The sequence below is a fragment of the Streptomyces sp. NRRL B-3229 genome (assembly GCF_000719505.1).
In the GTDB taxonomy this organism is placed as follows: Bacteria; Actinomycetota; Actinomycetes; order Streptomycetales; family Streptomycetaceae; genus Streptomyces; species Streptomyces griseorubiginosus.
This window is the reverse complement of the sequence record NZ_JOGP01000001.1, coordinates 298,193-315,352: the sequence shown is the minus strand read 5'-3', so window position 1 is coordinate 315,352 and position 17,160 is coordinate 298,193. Positions and strand designations below refer to the sequence as shown.

11 protein-coding genes and 1 pseudogene are annotated in these 17,160 nt (G+C 69.8%); 3 read left to right on the top strand and 9 right to left on the bottom strand.

The features are described from left to right. Nucleotides 1-112 precede the first annotated feature (112 nt). From IF54_RS0101400 to IF54_RS0101370, 7 genes and pseudogenes are all read right to left on the bottom strand, one after another. A complete protein-coding gene (locus IF54_RS0101400; protein ID WP_030313533.1) occupies nucleotides 113-3,031 on the bottom strand; it encodes a glycoside hydrolase family 2 TIM barrel-domain containing protein in 2,919 nt (972 codons plus the stop codon). A 27-nt stretch (nucleotides 3,032-3,058) separates the two neighbouring features. Beyond that, complete coding sequence (locus IF54_RS0101395) at nucleotides 3,059-3,925, bottom strand: carbohydrate ABC transporter permease (RefSeq protein WP_030313532.1); 867 nt, start codon at nucleotides 3,923-3,925, stop codon at nucleotides 3,059-3,061. Continuing rightward, nucleotides 3,922-4,890, bottom strand: coding sequence for a carbohydrate ABC transporter permease (locus IF54_RS0101390; protein ID WP_030313531.1), 969 nt, complete (start codon nucleotides 4,888-4,890; stop codon nucleotides 3,922-3,924). The genes IF54_RS0101395 and IF54_RS0101390 overlap by 4 nt, the downstream gene beginning before the upstream one ends. A 20-nt stretch (nucleotides 4,891-4,910) precedes the next feature. Further along, a complete protein-coding gene (locus IF54_RS0101385) occupies nucleotides 4,911-6,176 on the bottom strand; it encodes an ABC transporter substrate-binding protein (RefSeq protein WP_030313530.1) in 1,266 nt (421 codons plus the stop codon). A gap of 231 nt (nucleotides 6,177-6,407) precedes the next feature. Further along, nucleotides 6,408-8,240 (bottom strand): annotated as a pseudogene (locus IF54_RS39320) (glycoside hydrolase). A 61-nt stretch (nucleotides 8,241-8,301) separates the two neighbouring features. After that, a complete protein-coding gene (locus IF54_RS0101375; RefSeq protein WP_030313528.1) occupies nucleotides 8,302-9,549 on the bottom strand; it encodes an ROK family transcriptional regulator in 1,248 nt (415 codons plus the stop codon). A gap of 148 nt (nucleotides 9,550-9,697) precedes the next feature. Beyond that, nucleotides 9,698-10,951: an FAD-binding protein gene (locus IF54_RS0101370; protein ID WP_030313526.1), complete on the bottom strand. Its 1,254-nt coding sequence runs from the start codon at nucleotides 10,949-10,951 to the stop codon at nucleotides 9,698-9,700. A gap of 187 nt (nucleotides 10,952-11,138) precedes the next feature. On the opposite strand from IF54_RS0101370, the gene IF54_RS0101365 reads away from it, so the two are divergent. From IF54_RS0101365 to IF54_RS0101355, 3 genes are all read left to right on the top strand, one after another. Further along, on the top strand, nucleotides 11,139-12,116 hold the full coding sequence (locus IF54_RS0101365; protein WP_030313523.1) for a hydroxyacid dehydrogenase: 978 nt from the start codon (nucleotides 11,139-11,141) through the stop codon (nucleotides 12,114-12,116). A gap of 158 nt (nucleotides 12,117-12,274) precedes the next feature. Continuing rightward, the gene (locus IF54_RS0101360; RefSeq protein ID WP_030313522.1) at nucleotides 12,275-13,594 is read left to right on the top strand and encodes a radical SAM protein; all 1,320 of its coding nucleotides are present in this window, start codon (nucleotides 12,275-12,277) and stop codon (nucleotides 13,592-13,594) included. Between the two features lie 304 nt (nucleotides 13,595-13,898). After that, nucleotides 13,899-15,371: a cellulose-binding domain-containing protein gene (locus IF54_RS0101355; protein ID WP_030313521.1), complete on the top strand. Its 1,473-nt coding sequence runs from the start codon at nucleotides 13,899-13,901 to the stop codon at nucleotides 15,369-15,371. Between the two features lie 45 nt (nucleotides 15,372-15,416). Here the strand turns inward: IF54_RS0101355 and IF54_RS0101350 are convergent, their stop codons facing one another. Both IF54_RS0101350 and IF54_RS0101345 read right to left on the bottom strand, forming a co-directional pair. Beyond that, a complete protein-coding gene (locus tag IF54_RS0101350; RefSeq protein WP_030313520.1) occupies nucleotides 15,417-16,094 on the bottom strand; it encodes a GntR family transcriptional regulator in 678 nt (225 codons plus the stop codon). 57 nt (nucleotides 16,095-16,151) lie between these two features. Beyond that, nucleotides 16,152-17,153 (bottom strand): proline racemase family protein, encoded by a 1,002-nt coding sequence (locus IF54_RS0101345; protein ID WP_030313519.1) that lies wholly within the window; start codon nucleotides 17,151-17,153, stop codon nucleotides 16,152-16,154. Nucleotides 17,154-17,160: the final 7 nt, after the last annotated feature.

Below are 17,160 nucleotides of genomic sequence, written 5' to 3'. Positions count from 1 at the left end.
CCGGCCGCGGGTACACCATGACCGTCGCAGAATGTCGATCAATCGGGCAATGGATTAATCGATCCGTGAATTGGACTAATCGATCACCCGAAGATCACGGTCCACCCGGACGTCATCCGGAGACCTCCGAGAACACGAAGGAGAACTCTGCCGGCTCGGCGAGCAGGTGGTACTGCGGCAGCACGCCCGGACCGCAGGACGCGGTGCCGATGCCGTGGTGGCGGTGGTCGAGGCTGACCCACACCGTCTCGCCGGCCACGAGGTCGGTCAGGTGCGTCGCCGTGTCCAGCTGCTCGGTCGTCCAGCGCCGGGCCGCGAAGGAGAACTCCGGATCGCCCTCGATCCTGAGGCCCCCCACCTCCACCCAGCGCACGTCGGCGCGGGCGCCGTTCTCCTGTGGGCGCAGGTACGGCGTCTGGAGTGCGTCCACGGTCGCGCTCCAGCGGCCGACCTCGGAGGCCGCCCGGGTGTCCGGGTACGCCTCGCCGGGACCGCCGCCGAACCACGTGACCTCGTCGACCGCAGAGCCGACCGCAGAGCCGACCGCAGAGCCGACCGCAGAGGCGGCAGCGGAGCCCACCGCGGACAGCCCGAGCCGGACGCCGAGCCGCGGCAGCGGCACCGTCCACTGTCCCTCGGGCGTCACGGACACGGTCAGCTTCAGCCGCGAGCCGTCCGAGGTCCACCGGTACTCGGCGGCCAGGCCCACCTCGCGGGCCGCGGGCGCCACCCGGGTGCGCACGACCAGGGCCCGGGACTCCAGGTCCACCCCCACCAGACGGTGCCGCATCCGGTGCAGGCCCAGGGTCCGCCACAGCGTGCTGTAGCACAGCCCGGACTTCCACTCGGTGCCGTCGTCGTTGTCGGTCGTCGCCCGCCACACGTCCAGCCGCGGGTTCTCGACGGCGACCCCGCCGATCGTCCGCAGCGCGCCGGTGCGGCCGTCGAAGGTGGCCGGGCCGAGCGTGATCAGCCGCTCCTCGCGCACGGGTGAGGCGGAGGGCACGAGGGAGGGTCGTACGCCCGCGACCGCCGGGAACTGGCCCCAGGCGACCACATGGTCCTTCGGCGCCCACGCGGTGTCGGCGGCGAGCAGGGCCCGTACCGTCCACTGGGTCTCCGGGCCGTCCGCGTGGGCGGGCGGCTCGGGGAGCTTCAGGTCGGCGGACTCGCCGGGTGCCAGCGCCGGCACCGACAGCGTGCCCGCCTCGACGGTCTCGCCGTCCACCTGGTACGACCACTCGAAGGCGAGGGCGGACAGGTCGGCGAAGTCGTACTTGTTCGTCACCCGCACGGTTCCGTCGGAGCCCTCGATGGAGACCGGCTCGATGACCTTCTTGTACTCCAGGAGGCCGGGGGAGGGCGTGCGGTCCGGGAAGACCAGGCCGTCGCAGACGAAGTTGCCGTCGTGCAGCTCCTCGCCGAAGTCACCGCCGTAGGCGTAGCCCAGCTCGGGGTGCTTGACGCCGTGGTCGATCCACTCCCAGATGAAGCCGCCCTGGAGCCGCTCGTACTTCTCGAAGAGCTCCTGGTAGTCGGCGATGCCGCCGGGGCCGTTGCCCATGGCGTGGCCGTACTCGCACTGGATGAACGGCAGCTTCCGGCGCCCCAGGGTGCCGCCGTCCAGCTCCTTGCCGATCTGCTCGACCTCGGCGTGGTCGGCGTACATGCGGGAGTAGACGTCGGTGTCCCGGCAGTTCCAGTCGCCCTCGTAGTGGACGAGCCGTTCCGGGTCGCGCCCGTGGATCCACTCGGCCATCGCGGTCAGGCCGCGGCCGGTGCCGGCCTCGTTGCCCAGCGACCAGAAGACGATCGAGGGGTGGTTCTTGTCCCGCTCGACCATGCGGGCCGCGCGGTCCAGGAGGGCCGGGGTCCAGCGGTCGTCGTCGACGGGGTTGTCCCGCCACTCCTGCTCGGTGAAGCCGTGGGTCTCCAGGTCGCACTCGTCGACGACCCACAGGCCCAACTCGTCGCACAGGTCCAGGAAGGCCGGGTGCGGCGGGTAGTGCGAGGTGCGCACGGCGTTGATGTTGTGCCGCTTCATCAGCAGCACGTCCTCGCGCATGGTCGCGAGGTCGAGGGTGCGGCCCTTCTCGGGGTGCCACTCGTGCCGGTTGACGCCCTTGAAGAGGACCGCCTTGCCGTTGACCTTGATCAGGCCGTCCTCGAGCGCGACCGTGCGGAAGCCGATCCTGAGCGGGATCCGCTCGCCCTCGGTGACCAGCTCGCCGTCGTAGAGCCGGGGACTCTCGGCGCTCCACGGCTCCACCGGGGCCGTCACGGGCTCGCTGGTCGCGACATCGATGTCCAGGGCGGGCACCAGGACCCGTCCGTCGACGTCGGAGTCCACGCGCAGGGTGCCCTCGCCCGTGACGTGGTCGTAGGAGGCGTGCACGAAGAAGTCCTGGGCGCTGCCCGCCGGGCGGTGCAGCAGGGTCACCTCACGGAAGATGCCCGGCAGCCACCACTGGTCCTGGTCCTCCAGGTAGGACCCCGCCGACCACTGATGCACCCGGACCGCGAGGACGTTGCCCTTGGGCTTCAGCAGATGGCCCACGGCGAACTCGTGCGCGAGCCGGGAGCCCTTGAACTCGCCGAGGTCCGTGCCGTTGAGCCAGACCCGGGCGCAGGACTCGACGCCGTCGAACCGGACGACCGCGCCCCCCTCCGCGGGCCAGTCCTCCGGCAGGTCGAACACGCGCAGGTGGTCGCCGGTCGGGTTCTCCGTCGGCACGTGCGGCGGGTCCACCGGGAACGGGTAGAGGTGGTTGGTGTAGATCGGCAGCCCGAAGGCGCCCTCGCCCTGGAGGACCCAGTGCCCGGGGACCGTGACCTCGGCCCAGCCGGCGGCGTCGTATCCCTCCTCGGCGAAGGATTCGTCCTCGGCGTCGGCGGTGGCCGACAGACGGAAGCGCCAGGCGCCGTCGAGGGGCAGCGCCTTCGCGTCGGAGGATGCGTACCAGGCGCGGGGCGGGAGGGCCCCGCTGCCGGGCGACACGTCCTCGACGTAGTCGGTGGTGCGGAAAGACATCGGTCTCCAGGTCTTGAGAGAGGGGCCTCAGCCCTTGATGCCGGTCTGCGCGATCCCCTGCACCAGCCAGCGCTGGAGGAAGAGGAACACGAACACCAGGGGCAGGATGGAAATGGCGGCGGCCATGAAGATCAGGTGGAAGTTGACGGTCTGGTTGGTCATGAAGGAGGAGAGCGCGATCTGGACGGTCCAGGAGCTCGGGTCCTGCCCCATGACCAGGGGCCACAGGAAGGAGTTCCAGGCGCCGATGAACGTGATCGTGGCGATGGCCGCGAAGAAGTTCAACGAGTTGGGCACGACGATCCGCCAGTACGCGCCCCAGTAACCGAGCCCGTCCACCCGTGCCGCCTCCTCCAGCTCCTTCGGGAATCCCAGGAAGTACTGCCGGAACAGGAAGCAGGTGAAACCGCTGAACAGACCCGGGATGATCAGGCCACGATACGTGTCCACCCAGCCCAGGGAGGAGACCAGGACGAAGCTCGGGACGAAGGTCACGGCCGTCGGGACCATCAGCGTCGCGAGGACGGCGTAGAAGACCTTGTTCGCGTGCTTGTAGGGGATGCGGGCCAGGCCGTAGCCGGCCAGCGAGCAGACCAGGAGGGTGCCCAGGGTGCTGGAGACGGCGACGACCAGCGAGTTCACCATGGAGCGGCCGAACTCGACCGTGGGGTCGTTGAACAGTTCGGAGATGTTGCCCCACTGGAAGGAGGGCAGCACCTTCCAGTTCTCGCCGGTGATCTCCAGGTCCGTGGACAGGGCGTTGCGGAAGATCAGGTAGAAGGGGATCAGGAACAGCAGGGCAGCGACACTGACGGCGATGTAGAGGCCCGTGTTGCCGAAGACGCCCCGGCCCTTGCCGCGCTGCTTGCCGACCGGAGGAGTGGTGGTGGTCACTTGGAGTCCTCCCCCCTTCCGAAGCCCATGAACTTGCCCTGGAGCAGGGTGACGAGGCAGATGAGCAGCGACAGGACGACCGCGCCCGCGCTGCCCGCGCCGTAGTCCTGGCTGGTGCCGAGGGCGGTCTTGTAGAGCTCCATGAGCGGTGTCTGGGCCCAGGTCGCGTTCTGCCCGATGATGTTGAAGAACTCGTCGAACGCCTGGTAGGCCGCGACGAGCAGCAGCAGGATCACGGCGGTCGAGGTGGCGCGCAGCTGCGGCAGCGTGATGTGCCGGAAGGTCTGCCAGCCGGGCTTGGCGCCGTCGATGGCGGCGGCCTCGTAGAGCTCGGCCGGGATGTTCTGGAGCGCCGCCAGGAACAGGATCATGTAGAACCCGGACTGGATCCACAGCCGCAGGCTCACGATGACCACCCAGTACCAGGGCGGACTGGGGTTGGCGAGATAGGCGATGTTGTCGACGCCGAACCAGCCGAGAACGGTGTTCATCAGACCGAAGCGGACACCGCTGAAGATGGACATCTTCCAGATCAGCGCGGCGGCCACGTAGGAGACCGCGGTCGGCAGGAAGAACACCGAGCGGAAGAACGCGCGCATGAACCGCAACCGGTTGACCAGCAGCGCGAGCCCCAGCGACAGTGCCCAGGTGGTCGGTACGATGAATGCGGCGAACACCGTGAAGGTCAGCAGCGAGTCGGGGAAGTTGCTGTTGGTCAGGATCTGCTTGTAGTTGTCGAAGCCGATGAACTTGCTCGGCGTGACGGTGTACCGCGCGTCGAAGAAGCTGAGCCAGATGCTCCAGAAGATCGGCACGAAGACGAAGATCACCAGGCCGATGAGGAACGGCCCGGTGAAGAGCCAGAAGTTGACGGTCGGGTTGCCCCGCAGGCCCCGCCGCGGCCGGGCCGGGGAGGCCGTGGCCGGGGCGGGCTGGGCGACCCCGCGCGTGGTGGTGGTCGACATGACGTGGACTTCCCGGCGGCCTAACCGAACAGCTTCTTGAGCTCGACGTTGACCTTCTTGTCGCAGGTGTCGAGCGCCGCCTCCGGGTTGCCGTTCTTACGGACGGAGGACGCGATCACCTCGGCGAACGCGGTCTGCATCGTCTGGTCGTAGGCGATGTTGTCGAAGTGGCCGTAGTCGGTGAAGAGCTTCACGCCCTCGGCGGGCAGGCCGGTCTTGAGCTTGGTGGCCGAGGCGGCGATCGAGGTGCGCGGCGGGATGTGGAAGCCGTACGAGGTGGCCCAGTCCTCCTGGTACTGCTTCTGGTCGATCCACAGCCACTTGACGTACTCCTTGGCCGCCTCGACGTTCTTGCCCTTGGCGTTGACGAAGATCGACCAGCCGCCGTTGTAGACCGACTGCTTGCCGGCGGAGCCGATCTTCGGGAAGGGGAAGATGCCGAGGTCGTCGCCGAGTGCCTGCTGCATGGCCGGCATGGACCACATGCCGCCCCACTGCATGGCGCACAGGCCCTGGTTGAGCGAGGAAGGGTCCCAGAAGTCGGTCGGGGCGTCCAGGAGCACGTTGCCGCTGGTGAACAGCTGGCGCAGCTTCTTGAGGCCCTCGACGACGCCGTCCGTGTGGTAGGCGATCTCGTTCTTCTCGTTGATGGTGTCGGCGCCGGCGGACCAGATGATGACGTTCTGGATGGCGGTGAAGTCGTTGCCGAGGAAGGCGCCCTTGACCTTGCCCGTGGTGAGCTTGGCGGCGGCCTCGATCAGCTCGTCGAGCGTCGTCGGGACCTCGACCTTGGCCTTCTCGAACATCGACTTGCGGTAGTAGAAGAACTGCGGGTCGTCGATCATCCGTATCCCGTAGATCTTCCCGTCGACCGTGTGGGACTTGATGTCGTTGGGGTTGAAGTCGTCCTTGACCGGGTCGATCAGGTCGGTCAGGTCCGCCACCTGGCCGCTCTTGACGAGCTGGAGCTGCGGGTGGAACTCGAAGACGTCGGGCGCCTTCTTGGTGAGCAGGGCGGCGAAGAGCGCGGACTCGAAGTTGTTGCCGGTGATCCAGTTGGTGCTGACGTCGGCCTTCTTGTACGCCGCCGCGTACCGCTTGATGGCCTGCTCGGTGCCCGCCTCGCCGTAGGCGTGGAAGTACTGCGTCAGGGCCGTGCCCGAACCGGAGCCGCCTCCGCGGCCGTTGTTGCCGCCGCACGCGGCCAGTCCGCCCGCCGCGGCCAGACCCATCGCGGCCTTCATCACGTTACGACGGTTCCAGTTGGTGCTGCTCATTGCCGACATGCTGACGTCCTTGTCTCGAATACGGCTTGCGGCTCTGCGCCTTGGCTCTGCGGCTCAGCGCCAGGTGGCTCAAATGCTGTAGCGGTGCGGGGACGTTAACCTTCGGCTAAGGCTTCGGCAAGGGGTTGGACGAAGTCTGTACGAAGCGTTGTGAAGCGTTCGGGATACCGGACGCCCCGGGGTCACGGGCCGCCGCACCAGCGGCCCGCGACCCTTTGCGGGTGGAACGCGTTACTGCCCGGACCAGGCCTGGTTGGTCCCGCCGTTGCAGGTCCACAGGCCGACCTTGCTGCCGTCGGCGGTGGCTTGTCCGCCCACGTCCAGGCATTGGCCGGACGCCTCGTCGACGACCTGGCCGTTGGAGTTCAGCAGCCATGCACCGGTCGGCTCCGGGCTCGTCGTGAGCCCCGAACTGCCCGCCGTCAGATAGCCGTTCACGCCCTTCAGGCGGCCCTTCGCGTCGTACGACCACACCTGTCCGGCCCCGCCGGTGCAGCTGCTGATCGCCGCCCCGGAGGTGTCCGCGGTCAGGCACTTCCCGGACTGCCGGCCCTGGAGCGCGCCGGTGACGGCCGAGTTGCCGCGGCCCTTCTGGTCGAGGACGTACGTGGTGATGGACCGGGCCGGCAGGGTCGCCGACGCCGTACCGCCCTCGACCGCGGGCCTGGCGACGTTCGCCCAGCTCTCGGTCGCCGACGTCCGCACGGCCTTGCTCGCGCGCACCGGCGCCTTGCTGTTGAAGTGCAGGCTCAGCGCGGTGTCGGTGGTGTTGTGGTTGTTGACCACCACCACCCACTTGCCGTGGTCGTCGTAGGTGGACACCTCGACGCCGGCCGGCACCCCGGTCACGTTGTGGGCGACCGAGCCCGGCCGGACGAACTTGCTGTACTGGCCGAGCGCGTAGTAGCGCTTGGTGAAGTACAGGGTCTGGTTGCCGTTGGTGGCGTAGTTCGGGTCGTAGTAGATCAGGCCGTCGTTCCAGCCCTCGCTGTTGCGGGCCAGTGGATCGCTGCCGGCCATCTCCGACAGGGCCACCTACCACTGGAACGCCGAGTCGTGCGCGGTCGCGAAGTCCTTGTAGATGATCCGGGACAGGTTCAGGCCGCCGTCGATCGTGGGGTCGTACTCCTGCGCCCAGCCCGTGCCGCCGTTGCCGAAGCAGCAGATCTCCGTCGACCAGGACTGCTTGCCGACCGACCTGGACGTCTCGTAGACCTTGGCGCGCTGGTCGTCGCCCGGGTTGTTGTACGTGTGGTGGGCGAGCTTGTCGACGTACTGGGCGGTGCCCGGCTGCGAGATCCACTGCGGGACCTCGGTGTTGAAGCTCACCGTGGAGCTGGACTCGTCCGCGATGATGCCGGTCCGCTGGTGCCGGGCCTGCTGCTCGGCGCCCAACGCCCGCACGATGTCGTCGCGTTGGTCGACCGGGACCAGCATGCCCTCCTGGCCGCAGTCGCCGAAGCTGTTGGTCGGCTCGTTGAAGGGGCTGATGTAGTCGAACTTCACGCCCTGCTTCGCGAAGTGGGCGGTGACGTCGGCGACGTACTTCGCGTAGTCCTCGGTGTTCTCCGCCTTCAGATAGCCGCCGCAGCTCAGGCCGTTGGTCTTCCACTGCGCGGGCGCGCTGTTGACGAAGGCGATCAGGTCCTTGACCCCGTACCGGGCGGCCGCGTACAGGAAGGTGCGGCCCGCCTTGTCCTTGCTCCAGTCGTAGGACCCGTCGTCGTTCAGGAAGTCCTCGGGGGCGCGCGGCGCGTAGGTCACGCCGGTGCCGCCCCCGCCGATGTTGTAGCGGTAACTGCTCAGCGCCAGGCCGTCCTTGGAGAACAGCAGCTTGGCGACCCGGGCCTGGACCTTGGGGTCGAAGTTCTTCAGGTCGTTGACCCACCAGGCGCCCGAGGCCCCGATGTTGTCGATGGTCTGGGCCGCGTGGGGGGACACTTCGGCCGCCGAGGGGGTGGCGGCCGACGCGGGCGGGGCGGATATCAGGGGACCGGCGACGGCCAGTGCGGCCGCGGCCGTCAGCAGGGCCGGTCTCCTGCGGTGGGGGTGTGTCACGTGCATCCCTTCCGTCGTCGTGAAGGCGGTGCGGAGGCGGTGCGAAAGTCGGTGCTGTGTACGGCTCCTAGCGAGAGCTGTGGGTAGTGCTCCGCGCTGAGGTGGTGCGCTTTGTTGCGGACCTCTGCCCGACCGACTGGAGCGCCCCTTCGAGCGCGAACGTCGCCGCACCCAGACACGCCGGGTCCGTGGGGATCGGGGAGAGGACGATCTCGGTGGCGGCCATCGGCCGGGGCAGCGCGTGCCGGGCGACGGCCTCGCGCACCTCCGTGACCAGGGGCTCGCCGAGGGCGGCCGCGACCCAGCTGCTGAGCACGACCACCTCGGGGTTGAACAGGTTGACCAGGTGCGCGACGGAGGCGCCCAGATAGCGGGCGGTGTGCCGGACGACCTCGACGGCCACCGGGTCCCCGGTGAGCATCCCGCGGGCCAGTGCGTCGATGGTGGCCGTCTGGTCGCCCGGGTGCAGCAGCTCGCTGTCGGGGCTCAGCTCCCGCAGGTTCAGCATGATCCCGGGGGCGCCCACGTACGTCTCCACGCAGCCGTGGTTGCCGCACCGGCACAGGCGTCCGTCCAGGACGATCGTGTTGTGGCCCCACTCGCCGGCGCTGTTGGAGACACCGCGGTGCAGTCCGCCGCCCAGCACGAGACCGGCGCCGACGCCGGTGCCGAGGGTGACCACCACGGCGTTCTGGCTCCCGCGCGCGGCGCCGAACCACAGCTCGGCCACCGCGACGGCCCGCAGCGGGTTGTCCAGGTAGAGCGGGTAGGCGATGTACTCGGAGAGCAGGTCCACCAGCGGCACGTCGTGCCAGTCCCAGTTGGGCGCGTACTCCGAGATGCCGGTCGCGCGGTCCACCTGCCCCGGCACGCTCACGCCGACGCCGAGCACCCGGGCCCCCTCGATGCCGGCCTGGGTGACCACCGAGCCGACGGCGGCGGCGACATGGGCGACGACCTGCTCGGGGAGGCTCTCGCCGGGGCGGACGTCCTCCTCGGCGCGGGCCAGGACGTTCAACCCGAGGTCGAACAGCTCGACATGGACGTACGTCTCCGCGATGTCCACGCCGATCAACGCGCCCCCCGACGCGTTGACGGCCACGAGCCCCCGGGGCCGGCCGCCGGCCGACTCCTCGAACCCGACCTCCGTGATCATGTGGAGGTCGAGCAGCTCGCCCACGAGCGTGGCGACGGTGGCCAGGCTCAGCCCGGTGGCCGCCGCCAGCTCCTGCCGTGAGGTGGGCGACTCGGCGATGATCTGGCGCAGCACCTCGTAGCGGTTCGCGGTGCGGATGTCACGTGATGTGCGCTTCACCAGGCCTGCCCCATCCCTTCAGCTCAGGCCGGGACGACAGTGGCACCGGCGCGGCGCAAGGCTATGGGCTGCGGGGACTTTGTACAAGGGGTTAGGAAAGGGGCTTTATAAAGTCTGGCGCGAGGTCGGTGGCCAGCCGGTGGCCACGTCAGTCGGCGAGTACGGCCCGCACGAAGGCGTTGGCGAATTTTGCCCCGGGGTCCAGCTCGTGCGCCAGCTTCCGGAAGTCGCCGAGCCGCGGGTAGCGCCCGCGCAGCGCCTCCGCCGGAGTCGTGAAGACCTTCCCCCAGTGCGGCCGCGCGTCGAAGGGGTCCAGCGCCGTCTCCACTCCGCGCACCACCGGCAGCACGGCCGCGGTGTCCGCGATCCAGGTGAAGTGCAGCGCCACGGTGTCCCGCCCGTAGGAGGGGCTCAGCCACTGCTCGTCGGCGGCCACGGTCCGCACCTCGCAGATCTGGAGCACCCCGGCGACCGTGTCCCGGATGCCGTCGACCGCGTGCAGGGCGTCGAGGGCGTACTCGCGCGGCAGCAGGTACTCCGACTGGAGCTCCTCCCCGCTGCTCGGGGTGAACTCGGCCCGGAAGTGCGGGAGCCGGTCGTGCCAGGGCCCCGGCACCCCGGACTGCTCGGTGCAGTTGACCGCGGGCATCCCCGGCACCGGGTGCATCTTCTCGGCGGCGGGCACGGCCCACGGGAAGTCCGCGAACGGCTGGTCCGCGTTCCGCTTGACCCACACCTGCCGGAAGCCCGGCTCACGCCAGTCGGTGAACAGGCTCACGCTGTACGCCGCCGACATGACCGCCTCGAAAGCCGCCGAGTCCAGTCCGGCGAGGGGGAGTTCGGTGAACACGTACTGCTCGACGTCGAAGGACGGCACGAGGTCCAGGGTGAGCGCGGTGACGACACCGAGCGCGCCCAGGGAGGTCACGGCACCGCCGAAACGCGGGTCGTCCCGGCCGATGGTCAGCGGGGAGCCGTCCGCCGTGACCAGCTCCACCTCCCGCACGGCCGAGGCCAGCGGGCCGTTGCCGACGCCCGAGCCGTGGGTGCCGGTCGCCACCGAGCCGGCCACCGAGATGTGCGGCAGCGAGGCCATGTTGGGCAGCGCGAGGCCGTGGGCGTGGACCGTGCGGGCGAGTTCGGCGTAGCGGACGCCGCCCGAGACCCGTACGGTACGGGCCGCGGTGTCCACGTCGAGCACCGGCGGCAGGTCGGCGATCGACAGCAGGACGCCCTCGTCGCCCGGGTCGGCGATCTCGTTGAAGGAGTGCCCGCTGCCCAGGACGCGCACCCGGGCGCTCGCGGCGACCAGGGCACGGACCGCGGCCGGCGAGTGGGGCCGGTGCAGCTCCTTGGCGGAGTAGGTGATGTTGCCCGCCCAGTTGGTGATCGTCTCCGGCATGTCCGTCGTTCCTCCAGGGGAGTGTGTATACGTTGACCCTCTCATTTGCGGAGGCCTACCGTAGAGAGCGTTTTCCACATGCTTTCGGCAGGTATGGAGGGCCCCCGCCTTGTCCGAGCGACCCCGGACGCCGTCGTCCGAGCGGCCCCAGGTGCCGTCGTCCGAACGCCCCCGCGCGCTGTTCGCCATGACCGCCGAGAACGTGCCGCTCGTCTTCCCGCCCGAGGTGCTGGCGCGGCTGCGGGAGTCAGTGGACATCGATCCCGCGCTGGTGGCCGAGGATCTCACCGATCCGGCACTCGCCGAGGTCCTGTCCCGCACCGAGGTCCTGGTCACCGGCTGGGGCTGTCCCCGCCTGGACGCGTCCGTCCTTGACGCGGCCCCGAAGCTGCGGGCCGTCCTGCACGCGGCCGGCTCCGTCAAGGGCTTCGCCACGCCCGAGCTCTGGCGGCGCGGCATCACCGTCTCCTCGGCCGCCGAGGCCAACGCCCTGCCCGTCGCCGAGTACACCCTCGCGATGATCCTGCTCGCCGGGAAGGAGGTCCTCGTGCGGCGGGAGCAGCTGCGGGCCGGGCGGCCGTCCTCCGGCTGGGGGATCGTGCCGGGCATCGGCAACCACGGGCGGCGGGTCGGGCTGATCGGGGCGTCCCGGATCGGGCGCAAGGTGATCGAGCTGCTGCGGCCCTTCGACCTGCGGCCGGCCGTGTACGACCCCTACGTCGACGAAGCGGGCGCCGCCGCGCTGGGCGTGCCGCTGCTGTCGCTGGACGAGCTGCTGCGGAACTCCGGGATCGTCAGCGTGCACGCACCCGAGACCCCGGAGACCCGCCATCTGCTGGGCCGCCGCGAGCTGGCCCTGATGCCCGACGGGGCCGTCCTGCTCAACACCGCGCGCGGCTCGCTGGTGGACCACGACGCCCTCCTCGCCGAGCTGCGCACCGGCCGGCTCTCCGCGATCCTCGACGTCACCGACCCCGAGCCGCTCCCGGCCGACTCGCCGCTGCTGAGCCTCCCCAACGTCTTCGTGACCCCCCACCTCGCGGGTTCGCAGGGCAACGAACTGGCCCGGCTGGGCGAGGCCGTCGTGGCGGAGGCGGCGCGCGTCGCGGCGGGGGAGCGGGTGGCCCATCCGGTGACCGAAGCGGAGCTGGGGCGGACGGCCTGAGGGATCTTGCAGTGCCCTGTGTCACAGAAGGCGCTCAGGTGGCCGAATATGGATGAAACGCCATAAAGCGTGCTTCACGCAGGCCCCCCGTTCCGCCCTCGCCTCGCCGAAGGCATAACGTGAGGAGTCGTACGTCCGATCCGGGAGGAGAACACGGGATGGGCAGCCGTACCGCGCTGGTCGAGGATCTGATGGAGCGGTTCCCGCAGGTTCCGCGGGAAGCCGTCTTCAAGGAGGACCTGCTGCGAGGTGGCGTGGCCTTCGACCCGTCCGCCCTCAGCGACAACGAGTCCGGCGAGGTGAAGCCGAAGTCGTACTTCATCTTCTCCTTCGACCACGGCACCCTGCCGGAGCTGGGCGAGGCCGCGCTGCGACGGCCGCCGGAGGAGATCATCCTCACCGGCGGGCCGTACGACCTCAGGCGGACCGTGGTGTCGGTGCGGGTCAACCCCGCCTCGCCGTACCGCGTGGCCGCCGACGAGGAGGGGCTGCTCGGGCTCTACCTCGACGGGAAGCGGATCGCCGACGTGGGTGTGCCGCCGATGCCGGAGTACTACCGGCACAAGCTCTCCAGCGGGAAGTCCGTCATGGAGGTCGCCCCGACGATCCAGTGGGGCTACCTGATCTACCTGACCGTCTTCCGGGTCTGCCAGTACTTCGGCGCCAAGGAGGAGTGCCAGTACTGCGACATCAACCACAACTGGCGCCAGCACAAGGCGGCCGGGCGGCCCTACACCGGGGTCAAGGACGTCGACGAGGTCCTGGAAGCCCTGGAGATCATCGACCGCTACGACACCGCGAAGGCGTCCACCGCCTACACCCTGACCGGCGGTGCCATCACCTCCAAGCTCCAGGGCCGTGACGAGGCCGACTTCTACGGCATGTACGCCAAGGCCATCGAGGAGCACTTCCCGAACCGCTGGATCGGCAAGGTGGTCGCCCAGGCGCTGCCGAAGGACGACGTGCAGCGGTTCAAGGACTACGGCGTGCAGATCTACCACCCCAACTACGAGGTGTGGGACGAGTACCTCTTCAAGATGTACTGCCCGGGCAAGGAGCGGTACGTCGGCCGGGACGAGTGGCACAAGCGGATCCTGGACTCGGCGGACGTCTTCGGGGCGCGCAACGTGATCCCCAACTTCGTGGCGGGCGTGGAGATGGCCGAGCCCTTCGGCTTCAAGACGGTCGACGAGGCGATCGCCTCCACCACCGAGGGCCTGCGCTTCTTCATGTCGAACGGCATCACCCCCCGCTTCACCACCTGGTGCCCGGAGCCGACGACCCCGCTCGGCAAGGCCAACCCGCAGGGTGCGCCGCTGGAGTACCACATCCGGCTCCTCCAGGCCTATCGCCAGACCATGGACGACTTCGGTCTCTCCTCCCCGCCCGGCTACGGCCCTCCCGGCCCCGGCCGCGCGGTGTTCTCGGTGAGCTCCTTCATGGACAGCCTGCCCGCGCAGGAGCCGCTGGAGGTGTGAGACGCGGCCTCGCGCGAGGTCGAGTTCCCTGAGCGTGAAGACCCGGCTGCCCGGCAGCCGGGTCTTCTGTGTGACGTTTGGGCTCCGTGATACGCAGAAGGGTGGGGAGACGGTTGATTCCGCCGGGGATTGATACTTTTCCGCCTCGGGTCCGTATCCCTGGCTGGAACCGTTCGTCACCAGATTTGAATAGCCTGCTTGTCAGTTGTGTGGGAGACGTGAAAGGCTCCTGTCCTGCCGCGAGGTTCCCCCCAACTCCTTTGCCAGTATGGCGAGTTGACCTCGCTTTCGATGCAGGAGACCCATGCCCGACCTGCCGACCCCCCAGGACGCCGCTGAGGCCGCGCTGTTCTCCGAGTGCTGGGATGCCGTGCTGTCGTATGCCGACCTGTGCACGGCCGGCTCCGCCGCCGCCACCGATCTGGCCACGGAGGCATTCTCCCTCGGGATGCGCGAGGCCCGTGAAGCGGAGGCCGCCGTCCGCGGTGCGGGCCGCCGCCCGGCCCGGCTGCCCCGAATACCCCTGCTGCTCACCGCCGTTCGCACCACCGCGGCGGACTGGGAGGTGCAGGGCCTCGGCCACCGCCTCGACCCCGACCTGCGGCTCTGGCTCCACTCCGACAAGGCCGCACGCTACACCGGCCCGCCGCTCCAGCGCCCGATCGCCCTGCGCGGACTGCGCGACCTCCAGGCGGCGGACGCCGAACTGCTGTGGCTGGCCGAGGTGGAGGCACTTCCGCTGCCCGTCGTGGCCCGGCGGCTCGGCCTCGACCCGGCCACCGTCGGCGAGGAACTCGCCCAGGTGCGCGTCCTGTTCCGGGACCGCAGCAACCGCAACCACCTCGACTCGCCGATGGACGGCCCGTGCCGCAGCTACGCCCGGCTGCTGGACGCCGTCACCCGGTCCACCTCGGGCGAGACCCCGGACGACCTCTCCCGGCACCTCGCGCGCTGCCAGCAGTGCGCGGAGGCCGCCGCCTGTCTGCGGCTGCACGGCGGCGGACTGCCCGCGGCGCTGGCCGGCGGGGTCATCGGCTGGGGCGGCCTCGCCTATCTGGAACGCCGTCGCCGGGCCGCCGAGGTGCGCCTGGGCGCCGGCCGTCCGGCGCTGGAGAGCGGTCCCCCGAACCCCGGTGCGCACAAGGCGAAGGTCGTCCGCAATGGACTGCTGGTCGCGGCCGTCCTGGTCTCCCTGCTCGCCCTCGCCGTCTCGATGATGCCGGGCGGCGACATGGATCACGACGCCAAGTCCGGCACCGGCACCTCCGCCGACGGGCAGCCGGTGGCCAACCCCACCTTCCCCGTCCCCTCCGCCACCTCGCGGGCCCAGGGCTCCGCGGAGCCCACGAAGACCCCGACCACCGGTCCGTCCCCGTCGTCGAGCGCGAAGAAGTCCAATCCGGAACCGCAGGGCACCAACTCGGGCGGGGTCCCGGAGCCCGAGCCCAGCGAGAGCGCGGCGCCGTCCTGCGAGGTCGAGTACTCCCTCGTGAACCAGTGGCCCGACGGCTTCCAGGCCGCCGTCACGGTCACCACCACGGAGGCCCTCAGCGACTGGCGGCTCACATGGTCCTTCAAGGACGGCCAGAAGGTGACGCAGATGTGGGACGCGAACTACAGCCAGAGCGGGGCGAAGGTCACCGCGACCGCCAACGACTACAACAGGTCGGTCCCCGAGAACGGTTCGCTGGCCGTCGGGTTCATCGCCTCCTGGCAGGGCAAGAACGCGCCGGCGTACGACTTCTCACTGAACGGGCATGCGTGCGCCAAGGGGTAGTTCGTCGGCTGCGCGACCAGCCACGACGCACCGGTACCCGCCCGGCTACCGCGCCGCCCACAACCCCCGAACATGCCCGATGTGCTGTGTCATCACGCGATGAACCCCTTCCTCGTCGCGGGCGACCAACGCATCGAGCAGCTCCAGGTGTTCCTCGGCAGAGGCCACCAGCCGACCCGACTTCACCAACGGAGTCAGCCCGTACAGCCGGGACCGCTTGCGGAGATCCCCCACCACCTCGACCAGATGCGCGTTTCCCGCGAGCGCGAGCAGGCCGAGGTGGAAGCGGGTGTCCGCCTCGACGTACGCGATGAGGTCACCGGAGACCGCCGCCTGCACGATCTCCCGGGCAGCCGGCCGCAACGCCTCCAGGGAGACGGGGTCCGCGGTCCTGGCCAGCTCCACCACCGTGGGGATCTCGATGAGGGAGCGGATGTGCGTGTACTCGTCGAGCTGCTTCTCGGACACCTCCGTGACCCGGAACCCCTTGTTGGGGACGGTGTCGACCAGACCCTCCTTCACGAGGTCGAGCATGGCCTCGCGGACCGGCGTGGCCGAGACACCGAAGCGGGTGGCCAGCGCGGGCGCCGAGTACACCTGGCCCGGCAGCAGTTCGCCCGCGATCAGCGCCGCCCGCAGCGCGTCCGCGACCCGCTCCCGGTAGCTGCTCTTCTTGCCGCCCAGGACGGGCAGGGCCGGGGCGCCGGTGTGCTGGGCTGCCATGAGGTCGTCTCCTAGGGGGTGGTGCAATGTCACGTGCCACGACCCATTGTCGCGGGCTCAGAGCACGAACCCGGCCGGGAACGGATCCGTGGGGTCGAGCAGGTACTGGGCGGTGCCGGTGATCCAGGCCCGGCCGGTGAAACTGGGCAGCACGGCCGGCCGCCCCGCGACCTCCGTCGCGCCGAGCAGCCGGCCGGTGAACCGTGTCCCGATGAAGGACTCGTTCACGAACTCGGTGTGCAGCGGGAGTTCACCGCGTGCGTGCAGCTGGGCCATGCGCGCACTGGTGCCGGTGCCGCAGGGGGAGCGGTCGAACCAGCCGGGGTGGATGGCCATGGCGTGCCGTGAGTGACGGGCGGTGGCGCCGGGGGCGATCAGATGGACGTGGTGGCAGCCGCGGATGGAGGGGTCCTCCGGGTGCACCGGTTCCTCCTCCGCGTTGATCGCCTCCATGAGGGACAGCCCGGCCTTCAGGATGTCGTCCTTGCGGCCGCGGTCGAAGGGCAGCCCGAACTGCTCCAGCGGCAGGATGGCGTAGAAGTTGCCGCCGTACGCCAGGTCGTACGTCACCGTCCGCCCGTCGGCCAGGGTGGCCTTGCGGTCCAGGCCGACGGAGAACGACGGGACGTTCCGCAGCGTGACCGCGCTCGCCCTGCCGTCCTCCACCGCGACCTCGGCGACGACCAGGCCCGCCGGGGTGTCAAGGCGGATGGTGGTGACCGGCTCGACGACCTCCACCATGCCGGTCTCCACCAGCACGGTCGCGACCCCGATCGTGCCGTGCCCGCACATCGGCAGATAGCCGGAGACCTCGATGTAGACCACCCCCCAGTCGCAGTCGGGGCGGGTCGGCGGCTGGAGGATCGCGCCGCTCATCGCGGCGTGCCCGCGCGGCTCGTTCATCAGCAACTGCTTGATGTCGTCGCGGTGTTCACGGAAGTACAGCCGCCGCTCGTTCATCGTCGCGCCGGGGATGGTCCCGATCCCGCCGGTGATCACGCGGGTGGGCATGCCCTCGGTGTGCGAGTCGACGGCGTGCAGGACGAGTCTGCTGCGCATGGTCCCG